This window comes from Pseudomonas sp. LS-2 (assembly GCF_003605735.1).
Lineage (GTDB): Bacteria > Pseudomonadota > Gammaproteobacteria > Pseudomonadales > Pseudomonadaceae > Aquipseudomonas.
The window spans coordinates 139109-163758 of sequence record NZ_QXTJ01000008.1 but is presented as its reverse complement, the minus strand read 5'-3'; the positions used below and the strand labels follow the sequence as shown (position 1 = coordinate 163758).

20 protein-coding genes and 3 pseudogenes are annotated in these 24650 nt (G+C 60.7%); 10 read left to right on the top strand and 13 right to left on the bottom strand.

The annotated features are described in order from the left end of the window. Positions 1 to 91 precede the first annotated feature (91 nt). The 3 genes from D3M70_RS32675 to D3M70_RS05045 are packed head-to-tail and all read right to left on the bottom strand — an operon-like array spanning position 92 to position 2262. Positions 92 to 337: an NAD(P)-binding protein gene (locus D3M70_RS32675; RefSeq protein WP_256659715.1), complete on the bottom strand. Its 246-nt coding sequence runs from the start codon at positions 335 to 337 to the stop codon at positions 92 to 94. Beyond that, the gene (locus D3M70_RS05050) at positions 334 to 888 is read right to left on the bottom strand and encodes a sugar dehydrogenase complex small subunit (RefSeq protein ID WP_120124809.1); all 555 of its coding nucleotides are present in this window, start codon (positions 886 to 888) and stop codon (positions 334 to 336) included. The genes D3M70_RS32675 and D3M70_RS05050 overlap by 4 nt, the downstream gene beginning before the upstream one ends. Positions 889 to 891: 3 nt before the next feature. Next, positions 892 to 2262, bottom strand: a complete 1371-nt coding sequence (locus D3M70_RS05045; protein WP_256659713.1) for a cytochrome c — start codon at positions 2260 to 2262, stop codon at positions 892 to 894. 636 nt (positions 2263 to 2898) lie between these two features. Here D3M70_RS05045 and D3M70_RS34035 point away from each other — a divergent pair. Beyond that, positions 2899 to 3681: pseudogene (locus D3M70_RS34035) on the top strand (MCP four helix bundle domain-containing protein); the annotation flags it as partial. Further along, positions 3676 to 4539, top strand: a complete 864-nt coding sequence (locus D3M70_RS34030) for a methyl-accepting chemotaxis protein (protein ID WP_375232925.1) — start codon at positions 3676 to 3678, stop codon at positions 4537 to 4539. The pseudogene D3M70_RS34035 and the gene D3M70_RS34030, both read left to right, overlap by 6 nt. 51 nt (positions 4540 to 4590) lie before the next feature. Here D3M70_RS34030 and D3M70_RS32670 read toward each other — a convergent pair. The 4 genes and pseudogenes from D3M70_RS32670 to D3M70_RS05025 form a co-directional block, all read right to left on the bottom strand. Further along, positions 4591 to 4774, bottom strand: a pseudogene (locus D3M70_RS32670) (alginate export family protein); the annotation flags it as partial. A gap of 1 nt (position 4775) precedes the next feature. Beyond that, positions 4776 to 5960: pseudogene (locus D3M70_RS05035) on the bottom strand (alginate export family protein); the annotation flags it as partial. Positions 5961 to 5976: 16 nt separating this feature from the next. Next, complete coding sequence (locus tag D3M70_RS05030; protein ID WP_120124806.1) at positions 5977 to 6870, bottom strand: glyoxalase; 894 nt, start codon at positions 6868 to 6870, stop codon at positions 5977 to 5979. Positions 6871 to 7044: 174 nt separating this feature from the next. After that, positions 7045 to 7416: a histone-like nucleoid-structuring protein, MvaT/MvaU family gene (locus D3M70_RS05025; RefSeq protein ID WP_120124805.1), complete on the bottom strand. Its 372-nt coding sequence runs from the start codon at positions 7414 to 7416 to the stop codon at positions 7045 to 7047. 759 nt (positions 7417 to 8175) lie between these two features. On the opposite strand from D3M70_RS05025, the gene tal reads away from it, so the two are divergent. Beyond that, a complete protein-coding gene (gene tal / locus D3M70_RS05020; RefSeq protein WP_120124804.1) occupies positions 8176 to 9102 on the top strand; it encodes a transaldolase in 927 nt (308 codons plus the stop codon). Between the two features lie 136 nt (positions 9103 to 9238). Here the strand turns inward: tal and fahA are convergent, their stop codons facing one another. Both fahA and hmgA read right to left on the bottom strand, forming a co-directional pair. Continuing rightward, complete coding sequence (fahA, locus tag D3M70_RS05015) at positions 9239 to 10549, bottom strand: fumarylacetoacetase (RefSeq protein ID WP_120124803.1); 1311 nt, start codon at positions 10547 to 10549, stop codon at positions 9239 to 9241. Then, positions 10546 to 11862 carry a homogentisate 1,2-dioxygenase gene (gene hmgA / locus D3M70_RS05010; protein WP_120124802.1) on the bottom strand — a complete coding sequence of 439 codons (1317 nt, stop codon included), beginning with the start codon at positions 11860 to 11862 and terminating at the stop codon, positions 10546 to 10548. Before hmgA ends, fahA begins: the two co-directional genes overlap by 4 nt. 226 nt (positions 11863 to 12088) lie before the next feature. Between hmgA and D3M70_RS05005 the strand changes: the two genes are divergently transcribed. Continuing rightward, positions 12089 to 12880: an IclR family transcriptional regulator gene (locus D3M70_RS05005; protein ID WP_120124801.1), complete on the top strand. Its 792-nt coding sequence runs from the start codon at positions 12089 to 12091 to the stop codon at positions 12878 to 12880. Positions 12881 to 13004: 124 nt separating this feature from the next. On the opposite strand, the gene hppD is transcribed toward D3M70_RS05005, so the two are convergent. The 3 genes from hppD to glcC form a co-directional block, all read right to left on the bottom strand. Beyond that, positions 13005 to 14081, bottom strand: a complete 1077-nt coding sequence (gene hppD, locus D3M70_RS05000) for a 4-hydroxyphenylpyruvate dioxygenase (protein ID WP_120124800.1) — start codon at positions 14079 to 14081, stop codon at positions 13005 to 13007. Between the two features lie 142 nt (positions 14082 to 14223). After that, on the bottom strand, positions 14224 to 14856 hold the full coding sequence (gene maiA / locus D3M70_RS04995) for a maleylacetoacetate isomerase (protein ID WP_120124799.1): 633 nt from the start codon (positions 14854 to 14856) through the stop codon (positions 14224 to 14226). 81 nt (positions 14857 to 14937) lie between these two features. Continuing rightward, a complete protein-coding gene (glcC, locus tag D3M70_RS04990; protein ID WP_120124798.1) occupies positions 14938 to 15711 on the bottom strand; it encodes a transcriptional regulator GlcC in 774 nt (257 codons plus the stop codon). Positions 15712 to 16066: 355 nt separating this feature from the next. Between glcC and glcD the strand changes: the two genes are divergently transcribed. From glcD to D3M70_RS04965, 5 genes are all read left to right on the top strand, one after another. Continuing rightward, on the top strand, positions 16067 to 17566 hold the full coding sequence (glcD, locus tag D3M70_RS04985; RefSeq protein WP_120124797.1) for a glycolate oxidase subunit GlcD: 1500 nt from the start codon (positions 16067 to 16069) through the stop codon (positions 17564 to 17566). Then, entirely contained in the window at positions 17566 to 18663 is a 1098-nt protein-coding gene (gene glcE, locus D3M70_RS04980) for a glycolate oxidase subunit GlcE (protein WP_120124796.1), read from the top strand. Before glcD ends, glcE begins: the two co-directional genes overlap by 1 nt. 3 nt (positions 18664 to 18666) lie before the next feature. After that, positions 18667 to 19890: a glycolate oxidase subunit GlcF gene (glcF, locus tag D3M70_RS04975; protein WP_120124795.1), complete on the top strand. Its 1224-nt coding sequence runs from the start codon at positions 18667 to 18669 to the stop codon at positions 19888 to 19890. A 48-nt stretch (positions 19891 to 19938) separates the two neighbouring features. Further along, the gene (locus D3M70_RS04970) at positions 19939 to 20346 is read left to right on the top strand and encodes a heme-binding protein (RefSeq protein ID WP_120124794.1); all 408 of its coding nucleotides are present in this window, start codon (positions 19939 to 19941) and stop codon (positions 20344 to 20346) included. A gap of 98 nt (positions 20347 to 20444) precedes the next feature. Further along, a complete protein-coding gene (locus tag D3M70_RS04965; RefSeq protein ID WP_120124793.1) occupies positions 20445 to 22622 on the top strand; it encodes a malate synthase G in 2178 nt (725 codons plus the stop codon). 162 nt (positions 22623 to 22784) lie between these two features. Here D3M70_RS04965 and D3M70_RS04960 read toward each other — a convergent pair whose 3' ends face one another. After that, positions 22785 to 23801, bottom strand: coding sequence for a LacI family DNA-binding transcriptional regulator (locus tag D3M70_RS04960; protein ID WP_120124792.1), 1017 nt, complete (start codon positions 23799 to 23801; stop codon positions 22785 to 22787). Positions 23802 to 24074: 273 nt separating this feature from the next. On the opposite strand from D3M70_RS04960, the gene D3M70_RS04955 reads away from it, so the two are divergent. Beyond that, complete coding sequence (locus D3M70_RS04955; protein ID WP_165869743.1) at positions 24075 to 24590, top strand: gluconokinase; 516 nt, start codon at positions 24075 to 24077, stop codon at positions 24588 to 24590. Positions 24591 to 24650 lie beyond the last annotated feature (60 nt).

Genomic DNA, 24650 nt, shown 5'->3' with positions numbered 1-24650 from the left:
AACGACGAGCCGAAGTGCCAGGTGGTGCCGCCGACGACACGCAGATAAGAGGTGTTGTATTTGACCGGCCCGACCTGCTGCAGGTAGTCGCCTAGGTCGATGGCGCGTGCGGCATGCTTGGGTAAGGCGAGCCGGCCCCTTGCAGTTTGGCGTTGGCCAGCGACAGCTTCACCGGGGCGTTGCGAAAGGTTTCCACCACATCGCGACGATTCACCCGAGGACCGGCTTCGAGCACGATCACTGACTTGTTCGCCTTGGCCAGCCCCGTGGCAATCAGACCGCCCATGACGCCGGAGCCGATGATGACCACGTCGGCATCGAATTGATCGCTGCTCATACTTTCGAATCCTGAATGACTGCAGGTTTGGCGCCCCATGAAGCAGGGCCACCACCGTAGGTGGGAATGGCGAGAATGCCGTGCGTCGGCACGTACATCATGGCCATCGAATAACTGATCAGTTCGGCATCAGCAGGCTCGCCGACGATGCCCAGGTACCACGCCGAAATGATGCTGGTGGCCGTGGCCTTCAGCGATGCATCCGGGTCCGGTTGCGCCAGGTATTCATCGACATGCTTGTAACCCTGGGTGCTGATCAGTTGCTTCAGGGCGATGACATTGGTCGAGAAATTCGGTGCGCGCTTGTCCAGCGCCGCGTAGTAACGGGCAGCCAGGACCGGGTTGACCGGACGGCTGACCAGAAACTGCGAAAGCGCGATGAAATCATCACTGGAAACCTGTGCGGCGAATACCGACTGCCACGGCATCGCGCTGCCCAGCAGTGCCGTGAGGCCCAGTGCCACCGAGCCACGCAGCAGATTACGGCGAGAGAAACCCGGTGAGGCCTGGGTCTGAGCCGGTGCTTGTTTGTGCGTCATAGAAGTGTCCATTACTCAGGCTCCCTTGCGGCGGCGAGAGATCAAGGCCATCACGCCCAGACCGATCAGCACGCAGACGAGGATGATTGCCGGAATCGTGAATTTGGCCAGCACCGCCAACGGGGCCGTCGGGCCGCCTTCACGGGCGAGCGCCACGTCGGCGGCGGTGACGATCTTTTCGGCGTTGCCATAGCGCGAGAGCACATAGTTGCTGACGTCGGCAATCTGCTGATCGGTGAGACGGTCGGTGAACAACGCACCCGGACCGAATGCCGGCATGTCGATGGCAACGCCGTCGACTTCGCGATGCACGCCGTAGACGATGGCGGCGATCAGGTTGTCGCTGCGGCTGGTGGCGGTGTTGTGAAACAGCGACGGGTATTCCTTGTTGCCCTGACCATCCGGTTGGTGGCAGTTGGCGCAAGTGCCGCTGAAGATGTGCCAGCCCGGATTGTCTTCCGGTTTGCCGCCGCGCAACGTCAATTCGTCGACCGACGCCTGGCCGTATTCATGGCGAGCCTTGGCTTCACCGGTCTTGACCGGCTGGGTTTGCAGCAGGTACGCGGCAATGGCCTTGAGGTCCGAATCGCTCAAGTGCTGCAGGCTGTTTTCCACGGCCTCTGCCATGGGCCCCGCGGCCTGCGCCTTGCCCTCGACGTGCCCGGTTCGCAAGTAAGCGACGATGTCATCGCTGGACCACGCACCGATCCCGCTGACCTTATCGGAGGTGATGTTCGGCGCGTACCAACTGCCCAGCGCACCGCCTGCCAGCGCCTTGCTGTTGTCGGCCGCCATCAGCACATTGCGCGGGGTGTGGCAGGTGTCGCAATGCGCCAGGCCGTTGACCAGATAGTCGCCGCGATTGACTTCGGCGGACTTGGCCGGATCCGGCGTAAAGCGCGTACTGGAATGGAACATCGCGTTCCAGCCAATCATCGAAGCGCGAACATTGAACGGGAATTGCAACTCGGTTTTCGCCGTCGGCGTATCCACCGGCTGCACTTCATGCATGAAGTAATCGTAGAGCGCGGCGATGTCGCTGTCGGTCATCTTCGAATAGGAGGTGTAAGGCATCGCCGGGTACAGGTGAGTGCCATCGGCGGTGACGCCATCACGCACTGCGCGAGCGAATTGCTCGGCACTGTAGTTGCCGATTCCGGCGATTTTCGACGGCGTGATGTTGGTCGAGTAAATCGTGCCCATCGGTGAACCGAGCGGGTAGCCGCCCGCGAATGCCTTGCCGCCTGGCGCCGTGTGGCAGGCCACGCAATCGGCTGCGACGGCCAGACGTTTACCTGGCGACGCACTGCTGTCCAACGCCTCCCCGGACGCTGTTCCGGCCGTGGCCATCATCAGCGTGAACAATCCTGCAAAGGCATAACCCATGCTTTTTCCCTTATAAATGCCACGCGACATGAGCTCTACCCTTGGCAACTGCGTTCTCTGTTTTTCAATGATTTGAAACGGCGCGCGCACTGCACCTGCGAGCCTCGAATGTTAAGGCCCACGATGTACGATGTCGTATAAATTGCGGCGAATATTTCACACAAAGTAACATTTGGCAACAAAGAAACAGGCGGAATGCCATCTTTATCTCAAATGCTAGAAAACGCTCTAGGACGGGCTTTTGAGGTTGATTCTCAACAACCGCATGACGGTTCTTGCAAACAGGGCGGCCAAGGTTAGAAAAGTTGGTGTGAAAACACACCCGCCATTTGTGAACGTTTGTGCGTTTATTTTTACGGTTTTGATCCGCTAAGGCGCTTTTCAGTGAGAATGCGCCGAAATCGTCTCTGCCCAAGTGATTTCGGTCACTGCTTCCTTGCCCCATGCGCAATGGAGAACCGACAGAACCGCAACTGTCATCCGTCTGGAACGTGCGGAATAAAGCCTTTTCATCCGAAACAAGCGGTAACCCTACAGTTGTAGACAAGGCAGCCGACAGATGTATGACAACCCGCAATTGCCACCGACACGCGATGCGGACTCCCCCTCTTTTCAACCACGTCAGCAGGATGACCCATGAGCTGGATCAATGATGCAAAACTCTCGACCAAATTGATTTCAGCCTTCGTGCTGTGCGCGCTCATCACGCTGGGGGTCGGCCTCCTGGGCAGCCGCGGGATCTCGCACCTTTCGACGAGTCTGGATGAGGTGTTCGAAAACAATCTGGTCTCCGTACTCAATACCGATCAGGCCAAGATCAAGGCCGTTGGACAGACCCGGGACATGTATCGACTTTACGTCGCCACCCAAGCGGGACTTCCGCAAAGCGTCAAAGATGAATTCATCGCCTCCATGAACGCCAACCAGGCGGCCAGTGAAAAAGCCTTCGCCACTTACAGGCGCTCGCCACTGGCCGACGATGAACGTGCCGCGGGAGACAAAATGGAGCGGGACTGGCCGATCTATCAGGCCATCGTTCAGCGCTATCTGGCGCTGATGAAGGCTGGCGATGTGGAGAACGGTCGCGCCCTGCTGATGGGCGAACTGCAAACGGCCTATCGCGTGGTGATGGACGAACTGACCATCATGACCGACTCCAATAACCGGCAAGTCAATGAAGGATCGGTGGCCGCCGCTGAATTGGCCTCTTCCGCCAAAACGTCCCTGTACATCGGCATTGCTCTGGCCTTCGTCGCGGCCATTCTGCTGGGGTTGTTCATCAGTCGCTTGATCAGCAAACCGATCGCTAACGCCGTTGCCAGCGCCAAAAGCATCGCTGAAGGCGACCTGACCCAGCACATCGTCAGCACCGGCCGCGATGAAGCAGGCCAGTTGCTGACCGCCCTTTCCGACATGCAGAGCAGCCTTAAAAGCACCCTGCAGCAGATCGCCAGCGCGTCGGACCAACTGGCGTCCGCGGCCGAAGAGTTGACCGCTGTCACCGATAACGGAAGCCGCGGGCTGCTGCGCCAGAACGACGAGATCCAACAGGCCGCCACCGCTGTCACCGAAATGACCTCCGCCGTGGAAGAAGTGGCGCGCAATGCGGTGTCCACCTCCGAGGCGTCCAGGGCCACCAGCCAACAGGCCAGCAATGGCCGCGACCAGGCCCGACACGCCGTGTCCGCCATCAACGACGCCACCCGCGAAATCGCCACCTCCACGACCATGGTCAAGGACCTGGCCGTTCAGGTGCGCGACATCGGCAAGGTGCTTGACGTGATTCGCGGCATCGCCGAGCAGACCAACCTGCTGGCACTGAACGCTGCAATCGAGGCCGCACGAGCCGGTGAACAGGGTCGCGGTTTTGCCGTGGTCGCCGACGAAGTACGGGCGCTGGCAGCCCGCACGCAGGCATCGACCGGCGAGATCGAAGGCATGATCAACAGCGTACAGACCAGTGCCGACAACGCAGTCGGTGCCATGGGCAAAAGCCAGTCACTGGTCAGCGACACGCAGGCACTGGCGCAGGCGACCGGCCAGGCACTGGAGCAAATCGCCGATGGCATTTCCCAGATCAATGATCGCAACCTGGTGATCGCCACCGCGTCGGAAGAACAGGCCAACGTTGCCCGTGAAGTCGACCGCAATCTGGTGAACATCCAGGACCTGTCGACCCAGACAGCCGCAGGCGCACACCAGACCAACGCGTCGACCCAGGAGCTCTCCAACCTGGCCGTCTCGTTCAATGCCCTGGTCGCACGCTTCCGCCTTTGAGCCTGGGACAAGGCGCGAGCGAGGATGAGGTCCTCGCTGCGCGCTCGTCGCCTACCACAGGAACTTGAGTTCCACACCCAGGTAGTTACTGTCGCTGCCACCGGCATCGCGCAGTGCATCGCCCACTTCGTAATGAACGGCCTCGACGGCACCTGAGAGGTTGCGGTTGAAGGCATAGTCCACGCGCAGTTGATCGTAGTAACCCGTCCAGCGCCCACCCTGTCCGGCGGTATTGNGGTCTGACGCCACAGCAACCCGACCGCTGTCTGGACGGAAAGCCCGGTCATCGGCTTGACCGTCACGGACGGCTTCACATGGATAAGGTTGCTGTAACCGGTATAACCCGCCAGCGAGAAATAGTAGCCATTGGGGAACAACGGATTGAAGGTGCCCAACGTGCCATCATTGGCCTGTCGGTCGCCCGAGGCGGCATCCAGTTGCAACCCCAGTCGCGGTGTCCAGGCGATCGACTTCCAGGTGTAACCCGCACGACTGCCGCCCGCCCACGCCCGAATGTCCTTGGAGCCGACGGTTCCGCTCTGAACCATGCCCTCCAGATCCCAGTCGTAACCCCCTTCGGTCCCGCTGGTCCGTGCGTCGAAGATGTGCCGGGTTTCATCCCCTTGCGCGTCGAGGTAATCGGCATTGCGTTCTTCATAAAGAGCGTAATAGGCCGAGAGCTCGTTCTTGCCGTTGAGCATGTGCTCGGCGCGGAGCATATGGAACGCGATGTCGGCATTGGACTTGTCATCGAAATGCCGGCCGTCCTGATATTGCACCGGGTGGCTGGCGATCCCGATGAATCGCCACTCGGGCGTCTCCCAGTCGGCCCACAGCGCATCGAAGGACTGGCGCACGTTCGGGCCATCGCGGGAGGAGATGAAGCGCTGCAAGTCGAACGCGAAGTCCTGGCGCCCCACCCGAGCCTTGAACGTGTGGCTGGCGGTCTGATCGACATACTCGGCAAACGCCAGCCGCAGATCCAGATGGTTCTGATCGGCGCCGCCCAGGGTCGTCTTGTCGAATGCCCGGGCATCTTCCAGTTCGGTGAATACACGCCAGTGCTCGTTGAGATGCAGGTCGGCGTGAATCTGGAAGCGCTGAATCAACCAACTGTCGTTCGCCCGGCTTCCAACGCCGAAACCACTGGCATTGTTGAGCTCGAAGCGCTCTCTAAGGGTCGCGCCCAGCGACAGGTAGCGCTGAGGATCGTCATCCGAGAAAGGAATGTATTTGAGACTGTCCAGAGGCTCTGTTCTGGCTGCCGGGTTCTGCAGCACCGACCAGTCCTCCTGCCAGCGGTTGGTCTTGAGCACCGGTCGCTCGGCCGCCTCGGCGGCATGGCCGCTGGTCACTCCCAGCGGCCACAGCACAGCCAGAGCCCAGGCATAGACACGATGCGAAGGGCATTGGCTCTTCATAGGTCTTCCCCCTGGATCACTTCGCGGCGACAGACTGATGGATTTCCGCGACGTAACCGCCCGGGAACTCGACGACAGCAGACTGCCGACCCGACTGTGTCGCCGGTTTGACCAGCAGATGAGCGCCAGACCCCTCAGCTTTTTCCAGCGTGGCCGCCAGGTCGCCGACTTCGTAACCGGTCGTCTCCCGACCGTACGGATAAGGCAGATGCCCGTCGGTGACGAACACGATCATCTTGCCGAAATCCGACTCCAGCCTGACACGGCGGATCGATTTGCCAGGCTCGCCGACTTCAGCGCCATCCACGTGCTTGTCATCGGCCACGACCTTGCCGTGGGAGAACCCGACAAAGCCCTTGATGAAGGCGTCTGCGCGTTGCTCTGACACATAGATCCGGTTCTCCGGGATCATCTGAAACGGTGCGTAACTTGGGGCGGTACTGTGCCAGTAAAGCTGCATGTTCACGCCGCCCGGCCACTGCACCACGGCGTCGCGACCGATCGGATCCGGGAAGTCATGAACGATCACGTCCGCACCGTTCTTCTTCGCGGACGCAATCGCCTCATCCATGTTCTTCACCAGATAGCCGTTACGTTCAGCGCCGAATGGATACGGAACAGGAGTGGTGAACCCGAAAAGAGAAACGGTGCCGACCGGGGTCTGCAGCAACTGAGAGGACGTGCTGCTCGGCACTGGCAGCACATTGACGGTCACCTGAGGGGTGCTCTTGCCGCCGAAGGTCGCCAGAAAGCTCTTCACGAACGGATCGACGTCCGCTGGCGCAACATACACGTGACTGGTGTCGTATTGCGGGCCGACAGCCACTGAAGAGGTCGCGGCCTGGGCCGAGAGGGAAAACACTGCGCCAAGCGCGACAGCCATTGCGAGCCGCTTGATGGGATATGTCATGGATAAGCCTTAGTGAGTGGGTATCAACATCGTAGAAACGATGGCCTACCCCCAGCCTATGGGATGACATCCGACTCGCTATAGCATGACTGTGCGCTTGAATATGTAACTTTGTTCATCTCCAGGCGGCAGGTTTCCCTTGATGGGCCCTGCGTTCAAGAGCACCCGCGGGGTTCAGGCCGGCGTCACCCAGCTTTCCACTTCTTCGTGCCCGAACTGGGCCTTCCAGGCCCCCAAAAGCTTATTATTGCCACCCTTGCTTTCGACGATCTCGCCGGTCAGCGGGTTGCGGTACGTTTTCACCTGCCGTGGTCGCCGGGATCCTCGAACGGGTTCTGACGCCTTACCTTTGACAGACGCCTTGTTCGGTTCGAGCAGCGAGATGACGTCGCTCAGACGTTTACCGTAACCCTCGAGCAATGCTTTGAGCCGGGTTTCGAATTCGATCTCCCTCTGCAGGGCCGGATCATGTTTGAACGATTCGAGTTGAGCGGCATGCTGAGCGATCTGTTGCTCCAGCTTCCTGTATTCAGCAAGGCGAGACATGGTCGATCCCTGGGTCAGTGGTTTGAGTGTGTAGACCTGAGCGGACGCGCAAAATTCGCTCTGCCCGCAACGAAGACCCCTTCCATCGACAGCGAATGCACTGGCCTGTTTGATTGACGAACGGCCACCTGTTCCCGCGGGATGCAGGCTTACTCGGGAAAGTGCTGGATCTGGTAAGGAAACTTGAAAACCAGCACAAAAAAAACCCGCCGAAGCGGGTTGTTTTCTCAGTTCAAGACCATTCCAACATCCTGTCGGTAGCGCTCCGCGCAATGGCTGATCCTCCGTGATCTCCGAAGCGATCCTTCGCTTCAGCTGATGGATCCAATCTACCCCTCAAATGTTTCAGTTGATAGAGCGAGTTCGCCTCACCCGGTGTAAGACATTGGCTATAGCTACGGAAGATTTCACTCCCTCCCCGCCCATGCCACCTGACATCCCCCAAGTTGCCCGCCAACCCTCAACCAAGCCCTGCAACTGATCGAACACTCGACGATCGCCAAATGTTGCGGGAACAACCCGCCACATCCAGGCTCCAACCAGTCTGGATCGAGTACCCGCCCTCCTCGGGAGTCGACAACCATGCACCCCCGACCGAACGCGAAAATCCGTCATGCAGCCCATGCTGATGGCCGACGCGCAAGTCAGCTGTTTGCGCAAACGCAGGCGTCTAAATCAGTGCGTGGGTTACCGTTTACGCCCTTGAGTGACCGGCGGCGCTCGGGTAATGTCATCAAACCCACAGGACAGAGCACGCTCATGACTTCCAAGCTGGAACAACTCAAAAAGTTCACCACCGTCGTCGCCGACACCGGCGATTTCGCTGCCATCGAAAAGCTCAAGCCGGTTGATGCCACGACCAACCCATCCCTGTTGCTCAAAGCCGCCTCCAGCGACAGTAACGCAGACCGTCTGAAAGAAGCCTTCAGCGGCGCGAACAACGACATCGGACTGGCGAGCGACCGTTTCGCCGTCGCCATCGGCCAGGAAATTCTCAAAGTGGTTCCGGGCCGCGTTTCTACTGAAGTGGACGCCCGCATTTCGTTCGACACCAACGCCTGCATCGAACGCGCTGAACGTCTGGTCGAACTGTACGACAAGGCCGGCATTGGCCGTGACCGCATCCTGATCAAACTGGCTTCGACCTGGGAAGGCATCCGCGCTGCCGAGCAGCTGGAGAAGAAAGGCATTCAGTGCAACCTGACCCTGCTCTTCTCCTTCGCTCAGGCACAAGCCTGTGCCGACGCTGGCGTGTTCCTGATCTCGCCATTCGTGGGCCGTATCTACGACTGGTACAAAAAGGCCGAAGGCAAGGACTACGTCGGTGCAGAAGACCCGGGCGTGAAGTCCGTAACCCGCATCTACAACTACTACAAGGCCAACGACTACAAAACCGTGGTCATGGGCGCCAGCTTCCGCAATCTGAGCCAGATTGAAGAACTGGCGGGTTGCGATCGTCTGACCATCAGTCCGGACCTGCTGCACAAGCTGTCTGAAGACACCGGCACGCTGGTGCAGAAGCTCAAGCCAGGCAACGGCGGCGAGCCGCGCCAGACGCTGAACGAAAGCCAGTTCCGCTGGGCCTCGAACGAAGACGCCATGGCGACCGAGAAACTGGCCGAAGGCATTCGCCAGTTCGCTCGCGATCAGGAGAAGCTCGAGGCGTTGCTCAGCGCCAAGGTGTAAACCTTATTCAGGACGGGACAAGCTTATGAAAAAGGGCGGCATCCCCCACGGGGTGCCGCCCTTTTTTCTGCCTGACGACCGACAAGCGCTTACGCACTCCGTGGGGAGCCGGCGCTCGGCTCAGGACCTCTAACGTTCAGTCCACTACCACCCCGCGTACTTCGCCAAACCCGATACTCACCTCACCGTCCCTGTGGCAGCGGGCTTTGAGGATCACTTCATCCCCGGCTTCGAGGAACGTGCGCGTCTCGCCGCTCGGCAGTTCCACCGCCTGTTTCCCGCCCTCGGTCATCTCCAGCAAGCTGCCGAACTGACCGGGCTGCGGGCCGGACAGCGTACCGGTGCCGAACAGATCTCCCGGCTGCAACAGGCACCCGTTGACGCTGTGATGAGTGACCATCTGCGCCACGGTCCAGTACATGTTCAACGTGTTGCTCAGCGCCAGCCGATGCGGCGCCATGCCCTGCGCTTTCATCTGCGCGGTGAGCAGCAGCACTTCCAGTTCGATGTCCAGCGCGCCGTGCTTCTGGTCCTGCTCATCGAACAGATAATCCAGCGGCTTCGGGTCACCCTCCGGTCGCTGCGGTTGCGCGCTGCGAAACGGCGCCAGGGCTTCCGCCGTCACCACCCAGGGTGAAAGGCTGGTGGCGAAGCTCTTCGACAGAAACGGCCCCAGCGGCTGGTATTCCCAGGCTTGCAGATCGCGGGCCGACCAGTCGTTGAGCAGGCAGAATCCGGCGATGTGTTCGCCCGCCTCGGCAATCGAAATCGGCTCACCCACCTCGTTGCCCTGTCCCATCCACACGCCAACCTCCAGTTCGTAATCCAGACGCTTGCTCGGCCCGACCGTCGGCACCTCAGCGCCCGGCGCCAACGTCTGGCCATTGGGGCGCTTGACCGGCGTGCCTGACACGCACAGCGTCGAGGCCCGGCCGTGATAGGCGATGGGCACGTATTTGTAGTTGGGCAGCAGTGGGTTGTCCGGCCGGAACAGTCTGCCGACGTTCATCGCATGATGAATGCCCACGTAAAAATCGGTGTAGTCGCCGATCGTCGCCGGCAAATGCATCCGGCATTCGCTCATCGGCAGCAGCAGGGTTTTACCCAGCCCTTGCAGGTGCTCGCGCTGCGGGCTGTTTTCATCCAGCAGATGCATAAGCTCATTTCTCAACGCCTGCCGCGATGCCGGGCCGAGGGCGAAGAAATCGTTGAGCTGACCACGGCTGGCCGCCTGCGCCGCCACACGCGCGACGCCAGTGAACAAGCTGGCCTCGAGCGCAGCCCGCAGATCGAAGATGCAGTCCCCAATGGCAACGCCGCCGCGCCTGTCCGTCCCCATGCCTTTGCCCAGCCGACTGAACACGCCAAACGGCAGGTTCTGCAGCGCAAAATCAGGGTGATCGTTGGCAGAGGTCACCCAACTGCGCGGGTGTCTGGAGGTGCTCATCGTTGGCTATCCGTATCAAAGGGTCTGAAGGTTCTGGCGATGCCGTTCCAGCAGGCGTCGTAGTCGCTTTGCAATTGTGGGCATTCCAGCGCGTAGCGGCTGGGACGCAGGACCTTGCCGGTCTCGAACATGAAGGCCATGGTCTGTTCGATCTTGTGCGGTGCAAGGTCGGCAGCCACGGCTTTTTCGGCGGTGGCATTGTCGGGGCCATGGGCGCTCATGCAGTTGTGCAGCGACACCCCACCGGGCATGAAGCCTTCGGCCTTGGCGTCGTAAACGCCGTCGATCAGGCCCATGAATTCGTTCATCAGGTTGCGATGGAACCACGGCGGGCGGAAGGTGTTTTCCGCCACCATCCAGCGCGGCGGGAAGATCACGAAATCGACATTGGCCTGACCGTGAATCGCACTCGGCGAGGTCAGCACAGTGAAGATTGACGGGTCCGGGTGGTCGTAACTCACCGTGCCCAGGGTATTGAAGCGGCGCAGGTCGTATTTGTACGGCACGTTATTGCCATGCCAGGCGACCACGTCGAACGGTGAGTGCTCCAGTTGCGTCGCCCACAGTTCACCGAGGAACTTCAGGACCAGTTCAGTGGGCTGCTCGCTGTTTTCAAAATGCGCGACAGGCGCCTTAAAGTCGCGAGGATTGGCCAGGCCATTGCTGCCGATCGGTCCCAGATCCGGCAGGCGCAAGGCGCAGCCATGGTTCTCGCAGATGTAGCCGCGGGCCGTGCCATCGAGCAGTTGCATGCTGAATTTCAGCCCCCGTGGCAGCACGGCGATTTCCTGTGGTTCGATGTCCAGCATGCCCAGTTCAGTGACGATACGCAGACGCCCCTGCTGCGGGACGATCAGCCATTCGCCGTCGGCATTGAAGAAGGCCCGTTGCATGGAGCGATTGGCTACGTACACGTACAGGCTGACGCCTTCGGCCTGATCCGCCGCCGAGGTGCTGGCCAGGGTGATCAGCCCGTCAATGAAATCGGTGGGTTCGGCCGGAAAATCGAAGGTGTTCCAGCGCAGGCGATTGGGGGTGACGGGACCTTGCTGCTGGCCTGTGATCTGTCGCTCGAGGCGTTGATATCGCGGATGCGCCGCAGATGGCTTGATGCGGTAGAGCCAAGTGCGCCGGGCTTCGGCTCGGGGAACGGTGAACGCGGTGCCGGAGAATTGTTCGGCATAAAGCCCGAGGGGATGACGCTGCGGCGAGTTCTGCCCCACCGGCAAACTGCCTGGCATGGCCTCGCTGCTGAACTGATTGCCGAAGCCGGGTTGATACCTCAACGCCTCGGGTGCGGGTGCTGTGAACATCTCGACCTCTTGTTTTTATTGATCTGAGTGAATCCGCCCCTGCAGGCGTGAGCTTGCTCGCGATCGTGGCTTGACGGTTACGCGTTCCTCGCAGATAGACCACGATCATACACAAGCTCACGCCTACAGAGATCAATTACGTAAACTGATTACGCATAACGTAATTTGAGTTTAAGGGACGGTCAAGCTATAAAGCAGCCTTTCCAGACCGGCGCACGCCTCGCTCATGACCGAAGACTCCCCCTCTCCTGCCTCCCCCCGCCAACAGAAAGTGCAGTCCGCCGAAGTCGGCGTGGGCATTCTCAAGGCGCTGGCCGAGCTCGCGCCCGCCACCTCGCTGTCGAAGCTGTCCGATTACGTCGCCATGCCCGCCAGCAAAGTGCACCGCTACTTGCAGGCCTTGGTGGACAGCGGCTTTGCCGAGCAGGATCCGGTCACCAACCATTACCGTCTGGGCCGCTCTGCATTGCAGGTTGGTCTGGCGGCGTTGAGCCAGCTGGACGTGTTGAAAATCTCCGCGCCGGAACTCATCGCGCTGCGCGACGACCTCAACGAAACCTGTTTTCTTGCGGTCTGGGGCAATAAGGGCCCGACCGTGGTCTATGTCGAACAATCACTGGGCGCGGTGACGCTGGTCACGCAGATCGGTTCGGTGCTGCCACTGCTCAGTTCTTCCACGGGCCTGGTGTTCGACACCTTTTTGTCGAATGCAGAAACGGCATCGCTACGCGAAGCGGAGTCCGCGTCGCTTAACGCAAAACAGCTGAAAGAAATCGATCGCCACCTCAAGGAAATCCGCCGCACCGGCGTGCATCAGATCCACGGGCTGCTGATGGCAGGGGTCAACGCGGTGTCTTCTCCGGTATTCGCCATGGGCAACAAACTGGTGGGCGTGGTCACGGTGGTGGGTTCGGCGTCGGTATTTACCGATGAACACCAATCGATGGCGGCGCAGAAGTTGTCGCGCACGGCTCGGGCTATCAGCGCGCGGATGGGTGGGGAAATGCCCAACTCTTGATCCCGGAAGGGTTCTTGTAGCAGTCCGTCTTGCCGGCGGTGGCGACCTTGAACAAGTCTCCGCCGGCAAGCCGGACTGCTACAGAGATGCACGGCATGCCCAGCGGCTTTGCTGGGCCGCCCCATCAATCCGCCGTCAAGACCCCACGCCGCACTTGATCACGTTCGATGGATTCGAACAGCGCCTTGAAGTTGCCCTCGCCAAAACCGTCATCGCCCTTGCGCTGAATGAATTCGAAGAACACCGGCCCCATCAGGGTCTCCGAGAAAATCTGTAGCAGCAGGCGTTGGTTACCGCCTTCCGAGTTGCCATCGAGCAGAATGCCACGGGCCTTGAGCTCACTTTCCGGCTCGCCATGATTCGGCAAACGGCCTTCGAGCATCTCGTAGTAGGTGTCCGGCGGCGGGGTCATGAAGCGCATGCCTAACGCCTTGAGCCGATCCCAGGTGTCGATCAGGTCTTCGGTGAAGAACGCCACATGCTGAATACCTTCGCCATTGAACTGCATCAGAAACTCTTCGATCTGCCCGGCGCCCTTGGAGGATTCCTCGTTGAGCGGGATGCGGATCATGCCGTCCGGCGCGGTCATGGCCTTGGAGGTCAGGCCGGTGTATTCGCCCTTGATGTCGAAGTAGCGAAGCTCGCGGAAGTTGAACAGCTTCTCGTAGAAGTTCGCCCAGTAGGCCATGCGCCCGCGATAGACGTTGTGGGTCAGGTGATCGATGAATTTCAGGCCCGCGCCCTCGGGATGACGCTCGACGCCTTCGATGAACACGAAGTCGATGTCGTAGATCGAGGTGCCTTCGCCGAAACGGTCGATCAGGTACAGCGGCGCGCCGCCAATGCCCTTGATCGCCGGCAGACGCAGTTCCATCGGGCCGGTTGCGATGTCTATCGGTTGTGCGCCCAGCTCCAGCGCGCGCTTGTATGCCTGTTGCGAATCCTTGACCCGGAACGCCATCCCGCATACGGAAGGGCCGTGCTCGGCGGCGAAATAAGACGCTTCGCTATGAGGCTCGTTGTTGAGGATGATATTGATCGCGCCCTGGCGATACAGCACCACGTTCTTGGATCGGTGATTGGCGACTTTGGTGAAGCCCATCATCTGGAAGACGGGCTCAAGGGCGTTGGGTGTTGGCGAGGCGAATTCGATGAATTCGAAGCCCATCAGGCCCATCGGGTTTTCATAGAGATCGGTCACGGTATTGCTCCTGCTGAAAAGTGAAGTGCACAGCGGCTCTGGTCACAGTTCAGCGGGTGGCGCACAGGGAATGCCCCGAACGCTGCGGGCGAGAAAGTCGCCGAAGATCAATTGCAGACCGAAGATTTTCATGTAGGAAACGTTACTCCGGTTTATCTGATTGCGCATCAGGATGCGCTGTCTGAAAGGCCGGATGCTGCAAGGCCAGCGCCTCGACCCTGCAGATGCGCGGAAAACCGCTCAGGTCGACGTTGAAACGACGCGCAGCGTACAGCTGCGGCAACAGATAGGCATCGGCCAGGCCGACTTCGCCAAAACAGAAGCCTTCATCGCCGATCAAGGCTTCGACGGCAACGAAACCCTCGGTGATCCAGTGACCGATCCAGGCCGTGACATCGCCCTCGTCATGGCCCAGGCCGCGCAGGCGATTGAGGACAGCGACGTTGTGCAGGGGGTGAATATCGCAACCGATCAATGCCGCGATCTCGCGATGCCTGGCGCGCGCGAGCAGGTCGTCCGGGAGCAGCGCAGGGTGGGGGAAACGTTCTTCAAGATACTCGATGATCGCCATTGACTGAATCACCACCTCGCCTTGCTCCACCTTCAGCGCTGGAACACGCCCCTGAGGATTGATGGCCAGGTAGCCAGGCTTGCGGTGCTCACCGCCATCGCGGATCAGGTTGACGGCAATGGCGTCGACCGCAACGCCCTTCAGCGCCAGCGCAAAGCGCACCCGGTAGCTGGAGGTGGAACGGTAGTAGGTATAGAGATCCACGTGCAGGCCCTGCTTTCTTGTTATTTTCGTAAATCATTTACGCAGTGCGTAAGTTGCGACATATGCTTGTGGCTGTCAAGTTCAGCCCCAACCCTCCAGCCGCAACGTCGCCCTGACAAGCCGCTGCTCCTCATTCTCGATCTCACGCAGGCTTTCGCAAATGCTCTGTATGTGCGCCACCGCCGCCTTGCGCGCCTGTTCCGGCAAGCGGCCGGTCACTGTGTTGTATAGCCGCGCATGGTGACGGTCGATCTGACGTTTCTGCGCCTCGCGGTGGTAGAGGTTGTTGACCGAGGCGAAGACGGTGTTGAGCAAAAGGTCGGTGAGTGAGCGCAAGGTCTGCACCAGCACCGGGTTGTGGGAGGCCTCGCTGATCGCCAGGTGAAAGGCATGGTCCAGTCGCGCATGCTCGGACGCCGGGAGCGCGTGATCGTGAGCCGCGACCAGTGCGTCGTAGGCGCGGGTGATCAGGACGAAATCGGCGTCGGTCCCGCGCAGGGCCGCGAGTCGTGCGGACTCCCCTTCGAGCAGGCTGCGCACTTCGAACAGGTCGTAGAGCGTTCGCGGTTGCGAGGCGAACAGGTGCATCAAGGGCGAAGCGGCGGTAACCCCCAGGCCGCCCATCTGCGCGACGAACGAACCCTTGCCCTGTCGGGTTTCGATGATGCCCCGAGCGCGCAACAACTTGAGCCCCTCACGCAGCGCGGTGCGCGATACGCCAAGCTTTTCAGTCAGGCGCCGCTCCGAGGGCAGCAATTGTCCGACTTTGAGCACGCCATCGACGATCAGACGCTCGATGCGTTCGCTGACCACATCAGCGACTTGCGGGGCGCGTTTGTCTGTCGCATTTTCCATCAGGCAAAGCTCCAACGTTGTCAGGGATTGATACAGTCCCCGTAGCAGCACGGCTTGCCGGCGGTGGCGTCTTCACAAACGCTGCTGTCGGCGAGCCGGACAAGGACGGCAGCACAATACAAACTGGTATGACCAGATGCAGATAGACGAACCACCGAAGCCGCACTCATAGGCAACATTCTGATTAATAACGCTTTTTATAAAAAAAGTTGTGCAAATGCCAAAAAAAACTGGTTCGACCAGTGCTTTCTGACATGGACAGTAAAGGCCATCGGGCCAATGATGCAAGTCAGCCGTAGAACGTTCAGCGTCTGAACGGGCCCTATATAAAAACAACAGGGGTTACGCACCCATCATGAATATCTTGTACGACGAGCGCGTCGATGGCGCGCTGCCTGCCATCGACAAGGCCCAGCTGCTCCAGGCCTTGCAGGCGCGACTGCCTGATCTGGACATCCTCCACCGCGAGGAAGAACTGCGCCCCTACGAATGCGACGGCCTCTCCGCCTACCGCACCACGCCGATGCTGGTGGTGTTGCCCGAACGTGTCGAACAGGTGCAGACGCTGCTCAAGGTCTGTCACGAACGCGGTGTTCCTGTCGTCGCTCGCGGCGCAGGCACTGGCCTGTCTGGCGGCGCTCTGCCACTGGAAAAAGGCGTGCTGCTGGTAATGGCCCGCTTCAACAAAATCCTGCACATCGACCCGGCCGGGCGTTTCGCTCGCGTGCAACCGGGCGTGCGCAATCTGGCGATCTCTCAGGCTGCTGCACCTTACGACCTTTATTACGCGCCTGACCCTTCTTCGCAGATCGCCTGTTCCATCGGCGGCAATGTCGCGGAAAACGCGGGCGGCGTGCACTGCCTCAAATACGGCCTGACCGTGCACAACCTGCTCAAGGTCGACATCCTTACCGTCGAAGGCGAACGCATGGTATTGGGCTCGGACGCGCTGGATACACCGGGCTTCGACCTTCTGGCGCTGTTCACCGGCTCCGAAGGCATGCTCGGCATCATCACCGAAGTCACGGTCAAGCTACTGCCCCAGCCACAAGTGGCGCGGGTGCTGCTGGCAGCGTTCGATTCGGTGGAGAAAGCCGGTCGCGCCGTGGGCGACATCATCGCCGAGGGCATCATTCCCGGCGGGCTGGAGATGATGGACAACCTGGCGATTCGCGCAGCCGAAGACTTCATCCACGCCGGTTATCCGGTGGACGCCGAGGCCATCCTGCTGTGTGAACTCGACGGCGTCGAAGCCGACGTTCACGACGATTGCGACCGGGTCCGTGCCGTGCTGGAAAAAGCCGGCGCGACCGAAGTTCGTCAAGCCAGAGACGAAGCCGAGCGAGTGCGCTTCTGGGCCGGTCGCAAGAATGCTTTTCCGGCGGTGGGACGGCTGTCGCCGGACTACTACTGCATGGACGGCACCATTCCGCGTCGGGAGTTGCCGGGCGTACTGAAAGGCATTACCGCGCTGTCCGAAGAGTATGGCTTACGCGTGGCCAACGTTTTCCACGCCGGTGACGGCAACATGCATCCACTGATTCTGTTCGATGCCAACCAGCCGGGCGAACTGGACCGCGCCGAAGCGCTGGGCGGCAAGATCCTGGAACTGTGCGTGAAGGTCGGCGGCAGCATCACCGGCGAGCACGGCGTGGGCCGCGAGAAGATCAATCAGATGTGCGCGCAGTTCAACAGTGACGAACTGACGCTGTTCCATGCCGTAAAAGCGGCATTCGACCCCAGCGGCATGCTCAACCCCGGCAAGAACATTCCTACCCTGCATCGCTGTGCCGAGTTCGGTGCGATGCACGTGCACATGGGCAAACTGCCCTTCCCTGAACTGGAGCGTTTCTGATGGGCGCCGAACGTCAACCACAGTTCAACCAGCAGGATCGCGATGCCGGCGATACTTTGCAGGAGCAGGTCAATGAGGCCATTCAGAGTGGTCTGCCATTGCGGATTCAGGGCGCCAACAGCAAGGCGTTTCTCGGTCGCGAGGTAGCCGGCGAAGTGCTCGACACGCGCATCCACCGCGGCATCGTGACGTACGACCCGACCGAACTGGTCATCACCGCTCGCGCCGGCACCCCGCTCAGCGAACTGAATGCAGCGCTGGACGCTGCGGGGCAGATGCTGCCGTGTGAACCACCGACCTTCAGTGACGGTGGCGTCGGTGATGCCACGGTCGGCGGCATGATCGCGGCCGGATTGTCAGGGCCGCGTCGGCCCTGGTCGGGATCGGTACGCGATTATGTGCTCGGCACACGCGTCATTACCGGTCTGGGCAAACACCTGAAGTTCGGCGGCGAAGTGATGAAGAACGTTGCCGGTTACGACCTGTCGCGCTTGATGGCGGGCAGTTTCGGTTGCCTGGGGCTGATCACCGAAGTATCGCTGAAGGTCCTGCCCAAGCCGCGACTGTGCACCAGCATCGCCCTGGAAATGGACAGCACCCACGCCCTCGCCCGCCTCGCTGAATGGGGTCAGCAACCGCTGCCGATCAGCGCCGCGAGCCATGACGGGCGCGTGTTGCGCTTGCGTCTGGAAGGCGGCGAAGGTTCGGTCGCTGCGGCCCATGATCGCCTGGGCGGTGAATCCATCGACCCGTCTTACTGGCAGGCACTCAACGAACACAGACTGGATTTCTTCACCGATGGCCGGCCGTTGTGGCGTCTGTCATTACCGACCAACAGCGCGATGCTGGATCTGCCCGGCGATCAGTTGATCGACTGGGGCGGTGCACAACGCTGGTTGAAATCCGATGCGGCGGGCAGCGACATTCGTGCCATCGTCAGCGCCGCCGGTGGACATGCGATCTGTTACAGCCACGGTCTGGACGAAAGCCCGTTCCAGCCGCTGGCTGCACCGGTGTTGCGCTATCACCGCCAGCTCAAGGCGCAACTCGATCCCCACGGAATTTTCAATCCGGGCCGAATGTACGCAGAGATTTGAACCATGCAGACCACCCTGAGCGAACACGCCAAAAGCCTGCCCCGCGGTGAAGAAGCCGAAAGCATTCTGCGCAGCTGCGTGCACTGCGGTTTCTGCAACGCCACCTGCCCGACGTACCAGTTGCTCGGCGATGAACTGGACGGCCCGCGCGGGCGCATTTATCTGATCAAGCAGGTGCTCGAAGGCAAGGAAGTCACCGAGAAGACCCAGCTGCACCTGGACCGCTGTCTATCCTGTCGCAACTGCGAAACCACCTGCCCTTCCGGGGTCAATTATCACAATCTGCTGGACATCGGCCGGGCCGTGGTCGACGCCGCAGTGCCACGGCCAATGAGCCAGCGCATGCTGCGCGAAAGCCTGCGCGCCGTGGTGCCCAATGCCGGGTTGTTCAAGACCCTGACGCAGATGGGCAACGCATTCCGACCGTTGCTGCCAGGCAGTCTCAAGGACAAGTTGCCCGGCAACATTCGCCCGGCCAAGCCCCGCCCAACGCAACAACATGCCCGTCAGGTGCTGATTCTCGAAGGCTGCGTGCAGCCGGGCCTGTCACCCAATACCAACGCCGCAACGGCGCGGGTCCTGGACCGGCTGGGCATCAGCGTGAAATCCATCGCTCAGGCCGGTTGCTGCGGCGCAGTGGATTACCACCTCAATGCGCAGGAACAAGGCCTGGAACGCGCTCGCCGCAACATCGATGCGTGGTGGCCCAGCGTTCAAGCCGGGGCGGAAGCCATCGTGCAGACCGCCAGCGGCTGCGGGGCATTCGTCAAGGATTACGGCCACATGCTGCGCGACGATCCCCAATACGCCGAGAAGGCAGCGAAGGTCAGTGCGCTGACCAGGGATCTGGTGGAAGTGCTGCGCGTAGAGCCGCTGGAAAAACTCGGTGCCTGTACCAGCGCGAAACTGGCGTTTCATTGCCCTTGCACGCTTCAACATGCGCAGAAACTGGGCGGCGCTGTGGAAGCGGTGTTGACTCGCCTGGGTTTCAACTTGACCGCCGTGCCCGACAGTCACCTATGCTGTGGCTCGGCCGGCACCTACTCGATCACGCAACCGGAGCTGTCCAGACGGCTGCGTGACAACAAGATGAATGCGCTGGAAAGCGGCAGACCGGAAGTCATCGCGACCGCCAACATCGGTTGTCAGACCCACCTCGCCAGTGCCGGCCGCACGCCAGTCAAGCACTGGATCGAACTCATCGAGGACGCCCTGCATTCAAGCTGATCGCAGGCCGCCTCCACCCTTTACCTCAATCTGTCTCAGGAGAGCTTCATGAAAACCAAATCCGTGCTGACCCAGACCGAAGTGACCCAAATCCTCGCTGCTGCGCGTACCGAGGCTCAGGCCAATGGCTGGGCGGTGTCGATTGCCGTGACCGACGATGGCGGTCATCTGCTGGGCTTTGAACGCCTGGACGGTTGCGCCCCGATCGGCGGCTACATCGCCATCGAGAAGGCCCGTACCTCGGCGTTGGGTCGTCGCGAATCGAAAGGGTATGAAGAGATGGTCAATGGCGGCCGTACCGCATTCGTCACTGCGCCATTGCTGACGTCGCTTGAAGGCGGCGTGCCGGTCATCGTTGGTGGCGAAGTCATCGGCGCTGTCGGCGTGTCGGGGGTCAAGGCCGATCAGGATGCGCAGGTCGCCAAAGCCGGTGTAGCGGCGGTGAATGCGGGTTAATCGAATACGCCGCTCCTACAAATAAACGTGGTGCAGAACTATCCCATGCCACCGGCATCGGAACGTGCAATGACATTTTCTACGATGGAGAGCCCGAGATGACCGAATTCGTCAACTGCCACAACCTCAAGGTGGCGGCCAATCTGAAACGCTTCGTCGACGAGGACGTGCTTCCCGGTACCGGGCTGAACCCGGAGGTCTTCTGGGCTGATTTCGACTCGCTGGTACACGACCTGGCACCCATCAACCGTGAACTTCTGGCCGAGCGCGACCGGATTCAGGCGCAGATGGACAAGTGGCACAAGTCCAACCCCGGCCCCGTCACAGACATGCCGGCGTACATCGCCTTCCTGGATTCCATCGGCTACCTGCAACCGGTGCCGGCCGAGGTTCAGGCCACCACCAGCAAAGTCGATATCGAAGTCAGCGAGCAAGCCGGCCCGCAGTTGGTCGTGCCCGCCGCCAACGCACGTTACGCGCTCAACGCCGCCAACGCCCGCTGGGGTTCGCTGTACGACGCACTCTACGGCACCGATGCAATTTCCAGTGCCAACGGCGCCGAAATCAAGGCCGGTTACAACCCGTTGCGTGGGGCCAAGGTCATCGCTTTCGCCCGCGCCCTGCTGGACGAAGCCGCGCCATTGGCCGCAGGCTCCCACGTTGACGCCAAAGCCTACGCCGTGGACAGCGGCGAGCTGCTGGTGACCCTCGCCGATGGCAGCCAGTCGCGTCTGGCCCAGCCTGAAAAATATGTCGGTTATCAGGGCGACACACTGCAACCCAAGGCCATTTTGCTGAAGAACCATGGCCTGCACATCGAAATCCAGATCGATCCCACCAGCCCAATCGGCAGCACCGACCCGGCTGGCATCAAAGACCTGCTGCTGGAAGCGGCGCTGTCGACCATCATAGACTGCGAAGACTCGGTGGCCGCCGTCGACGCCGACGACAAGCTGGTGATCTACCGCAACTGGCTGGGCCTGATGAAGGGCGACCTGACCGAAGAACTGGTCAAGGGCGGCAAGACCATCACCCGCCGCCTCAACCCCGACCGCGAGTACACCGCCGCCGACGGCAGCCGCATCACCCTGCACGGTCGCTCGTTGCTGTTCATTCGCAACGTTGGTCACCTTATGACTAACCCTGCAATTGTGTACGACGGCAACAAGGAGATTCCGGAGGGCATTCTCGACGGCGTGATCACCAGCCTGATCGCCCTGCACGACTTGCACAATCGCGGCAACTCGCGCTCGGGCAGCGTGTACATCGTCAAGCCGAAGATGCACGGCCCGGACGAGGTGGCGTTTGCCGATAAACTGTTCGGCCGTATTGAAGACGTGCTAAAGATCCCGCGCAACACCCTGAAGATGGGGATCATGGACGAGGAGCGGCGCACCAGCGTCAACCTCAAGGCTTGCATCAACGCGGCGTCGGCGCGGGTGGCGTTTATCAATACCGGCTTCCTCGACCGCACCGGCGATGAAATGCACACGTCGATGGAAGCAGGCCCGATGCTGCGCAAGGGCGACATGAAAGCCACACCGTGGATCAAGGCTTACGAGCGCAGCAACGTGCTGGTCGGTCTGGCCTGCGGTCTGGGTGGTCGCGCGCAGATCGGCAAAGGCATGTGGGCGATGCCGGACCAGATGGCCGACATGCTCGAACAGAAAATCGGTCATCCGAAGTCCGGGGCGACCACCGCCTGGGTCCCCTCGCCGACTGCCGCTACGCTGCATGCGCTCCACTATCACAAGGTCGACGTGAAGGCTGTGCAGCAAGATCTGGCAAAGGTCGATCTGGACAGCATCAGCGAAGACATCCTGCTCGACCTGCTGACCATTCCGGTCGTCGCCGAAGCGAAGTGGACCGACGACCAGATCCGCGAGGAAGTCGAAAACAACGCGCAAGGGCTGTTGGGTTATGTGGTGCGCTGGGTCGAGCAAGGCGTGGGCTGTTCCAAGGTGCCGGACATCCACAACGTCGGCCTGATGGAGGACCGCGCGACGCTGCGTATTTCCAGTCAGCACATCGCCAACTGGCTGCGTCATAAAGTGATCGACGATCACTACGCGATGGAAACCCTCAAGCGCATGGCCAAAGTGGTCGACAAGCAGAATGCCGGGGATTCGGCCTACAAACCGATGGCGGAAAACTTCGACAAGTCAGTGGCTTTCCAGGCGGCCTGTGCGCTGGTGTTCAAGGGACGTGAACAGCCGAGCGGCTACACCGAGCCCTTGCTGCATCAGTTCCGGTTGGCGTTCAAGAAAGAGGCTTGATCGGGTAAAAAATATCGGATAGATGATCGTGCCCACGCTCTGCGTGGGCATGCATCTTGTGACGCTCTGCATCACCACGACTGGACGCGGAGCGTCCTGGGCGGCGTTACCACGCGGAGCGTGGGAACGATCAGAAACTCCCCTTCAATCAGGGAATCGCGGTCAGGTGCTTTCCCGCACCACCAGCTCAAACCCCAGATCCACCTGTGCCTGCTGGACATTGCCATCCAGCAGCCCCAGCAGCAGCTGCGCGGCACGCTGGCCCACCTCTTCACGCGGGGTGCGGATCGAGGTCAGGCGCGGGACCATGTGCGCAGAACCTGGCAGGTCGTTGAAACCGATCAGCGACACCTGTTCAGGAATTTTGATCCCACGGCGCAACGCCTCAAGCGCGGCACCTTGCGCCAGGTCGTCATTGCAGAAAAACACCCCGTCGACGTCCGGATGCTCAGCCAGCAGACGTGCGAACAACTCCCCTCCCAGGCCGATTGACGAAGGCAGAGGCGAGGCCATTTGCAGGGTTTGGTCGTAAAGCCCTTCGGCTTCCAGTGCCGTGCGAAACCCCGTGCCGCGCTGAATCACCCGTGGGTCCAACTGCGCCGATACATACGCCAGACGTCGACGTCCGCGGCTCAGCAGATGCCGCGCCGCTTCAGCACCGGCCTGTTGCTGAGAAAATCCCACGCAGGGCTCGGCCCTGGACGGATCGAGCTCCATCATGTGGACGCACGGCACACCGCTGGCGGCGAGCAACTGTTGCGCGGCCTGGCTTCGGTCGAAACCGGTCAGCAGAATGCCCCTTGGACGATTCGCCAGATGGCTGCGCAGCAGGTTCTCTTCTTCTATAGGCGAATAGTGATAGTTGCCGATCACCACTTCCAGTCCCCGCGGGCGCAGCACGGTCTGAATGGCTTCCAGGGTTTCAATGAACAACTGGTTGGACAGCGACGGCACCAGCACCACCACCGACTGACTCTGCGAAGACGCCAGCGCGCGCGCGGCAGGGTTGGCGACATAGCCTAGACTTTGCGCAGCAGCGCGGACTTTCTCCACCAGATCGGGGGCCACTGTCGACACGCCTCGCAGGGCTCTGGAGGCTGTAATCGGGGAGACAGCAGCCAGTTTCGCGACTTCGTTGAGAGTAGGACGACCAGTGGAGCGGGAACCAATGCGTGTCATGCGTTGCCAACTGATGGGAAGGAAAAGCCGAAGGGGTTGCGATTGTGTCAGATGGGCTCTAAGGTAGCGCTATCTCACGGAGGCCCGCAACTTTCTTCGACCGTATCGACGACCGACGACGGTGCATCTCATGGATCAGCGAGATACCCATAACAATGACTACACCCGTAAACAGCCTTGCCGGTCTTGCACACCATCCGGTAAAGACAGCGCTGTCTGCGGGACGAGGTTCTTATGACTACTGCTCCAAATGCAATATCCGCCGTTGTGGTAATGGGTGTTTCCGGCTGCGGCAAAAGCGCCGTGGGCGCTGAAATCGCCAAGAACAGTGGGGGGCGCCTGATCGAAGGCGATGCTTTCCATCCTCAAGCGAACATCGACAAGATGAGCGCGGGTCATCCGCTTGACGATGACGACCGCGCCGGCTGGCTGACGCGCCTGGGCGAAGAAGTCGCCAATGCGCTGCGCAATGGCGAAAAGCCGATCCTGACCTGCTCCTCTCTCAAGCTCATCTACCGCGAACGCCTGCGCGCCGCCGTGCCCGGCCTGGGTTTCGTCTTTCTGGAGCTGTCCAAAGAACTGGCCGCCGACCGCTGCTCGCACCGTCCGGGGCATTTCATGCCGGCCAGTCTGGTAGACAGCCAGTTCGCCACCCTTGAACCACCGTATGGCGAAGACCGCACGCTGGTGGTGGATGCAACCAAGACCATCGAAACCATTGGTGCCGAAGCCGCGACCTGGTGGAAAGCCTCGCAAACCTCATCTGCCACCGCTCTCACCGGCTCTTGATCGGCCATCAGGCGTGAGCGACAAAGATAGCGCTGTCTTCTTGTGTGCACAGGGTAGTGA